Origin of the sequence: Nocardia salmonicida NBRC 13393 (genome assembly GCF_001613085.1) — a bacterium.
GTDB classification, from domain to species: domain Bacteria; phylum Actinomycetota; class Actinomycetes; order Mycobacteriales; family Mycobacteriaceae; genus Nocardia; species Nocardia salmonicida.
In genome coordinates, this window is sequence record NZ_BDBR01000021.1 from 1 (window position 1) to 1,791 (window position 1,791).

The following is a 1,791-nucleotide window of genomic DNA, read 5'->3' on the forward strand; positions in this document are numbered from 1 at the left end:
GCGCCGGATTCATCGCCTCAGCCCAACCCAGCCCCATCCCATCGCATCCCATCGGTACCCAACACATCCCACCCGCACCCATACCCCGCAAACATCTCACCCACCTCATCAATGCCCACCCCCACAACTAAACTCACCCTTATTCTCATATACCCCCTACCCCTATTTCTCCCTACGTCACATTCAGACATCTTTCATCTCAGGGTTACGAGTTGGTAACGTCCTGCGGAAACGCTGTTGTGGCAAAGATTTACAGACTAGGTCGCCTTGAATTCGCCCTTTTTGGGTGTCTCATGGAGGAATGGTCGCGACCATGCACAAGGTCGCCGCAGGCAACGGCTACCAGTACTACCTGCGCAACACCGCCGCCAACGACACCACAGCGCGCGGGCGCGCCTCCCTGTCCGACTACTACAACGAACACGGCGAAGCCCCCGGAACCTGGCACGGCAGCGGACTTTCCGACCTCGAGATCAGCCCCGGCGCGGAAGTCACCGAAGAACAGATGAAGTTCTTGTTCGGTGCGGGGATGCACCCGAACGCCGACCAGGTCCGCGAACGCGTCTACGCCCACCACCTCAACGCGGGTGTGCGGCCCGCTCACGCAGCCCGATTGGCCGACAAAGCAACCAAACTCGGCAACAAGTTCGCCGTCTATTCGACTACATCGGGATTCCCCGCCGCCACCGCGCAGGCATACCGCGACTACAACACCAGCCAGGACGAGTGCGTCACCGCCCACATTCCCGACCAAATCCGCGCGCAGATCCGCACCGAAGTCGCCACCGAAATGTTCACCACCGAGTACGAACGCGCACCACTGGACCCGCGCGAACTGTCGGGATGGGTCGCGAAAAACTCGCGCCCGGACCGCACAGCGGTGGCCGGTTTCGACTTCACCTTCAGCCCCGTCAAGAGTGTGTCGGGACTGTGGGCAGTCGCGACACCCGAGCTGGCGCACAAGATCGAGACCGCCCACCGTGCTGCGATCACCGACGCACTGTCGTGGTTGGAGAACAACGCGCTGTTCACCCGGTTAGGTCGCAACGGGATTCGACACGTCGACGTGCAAGGCGCGATCGCCGCGACATTCGACCACCGCGAATCGCGCGCGGGTGACCCCGACCTGCACACCCATGTTCTGGTCGCTAATCGGGTCCGCACACCGGATGGCAAATGGCGCACCGTCAACGGCACCGTGATTCACGAAGCGGTAGTCACGGTGTCAGAAATCTATGACACCCGCCTCGAACACCACCTAGAAACCGCGCTGGACGTGCAGTTCGAAACCCGCACCGACCGCGCCCCCGACCAAGTCAGGGTCCGCGAAATCGTCGGTTTCCCACTGCCGTTGATCCACCATTGGTCGCGACGCACCGCCGTGATCGCAGACCGACTCGACACCCTCACCGCCGCGTTTCAAACAACGTTCGGGCGCGAACCAACCCCCAGCGAAGTCCACGACCTCGGCCAACGCGCCACCCTGGAAACCCGCCCACGCAAACACACTCCCACCTCCCGCACCGAACAACGCGCGAGCTGGCGCGCCGATGCCGCCGCAGTGCTCGGCGGCACCGATGTCGTGGACAACATCGAAGCCCGTGTCGTAGGTGTTGCGCGCGTGCCGCGTCCGGCACCGGATCGCGCGTTCATCACCCACCTCGCCGACCAAGTGTTAGCGGCAGTGTCGGACAAGCGCGCGACCTGGCGTGAGTTCAACCTCCGGGCCGAAGTGGAACGAAAAATCCGCGGGAACATTGCCCCCGCAGAATGGGCCCAGGCCACCGAAAA

Annotated in this window: 1 protein-coding gene; it reads left to right on the plus strand. The window is 62.8% G+C overall.

Features of this window, described 5'->3' with window-relative positions; all coding sequences use genetic code 11:
- Window positions 1-301 precede the first annotated feature (301 nt).
- Window positions 302-1,791, plus strand: a 1,490-nt coding sequence (gene mobF, locus NS1_RS21345; RefSeq protein WP_157125328.1) for a MobF family relaxase, incomplete at its 3' end; no start/stop codon positions are given.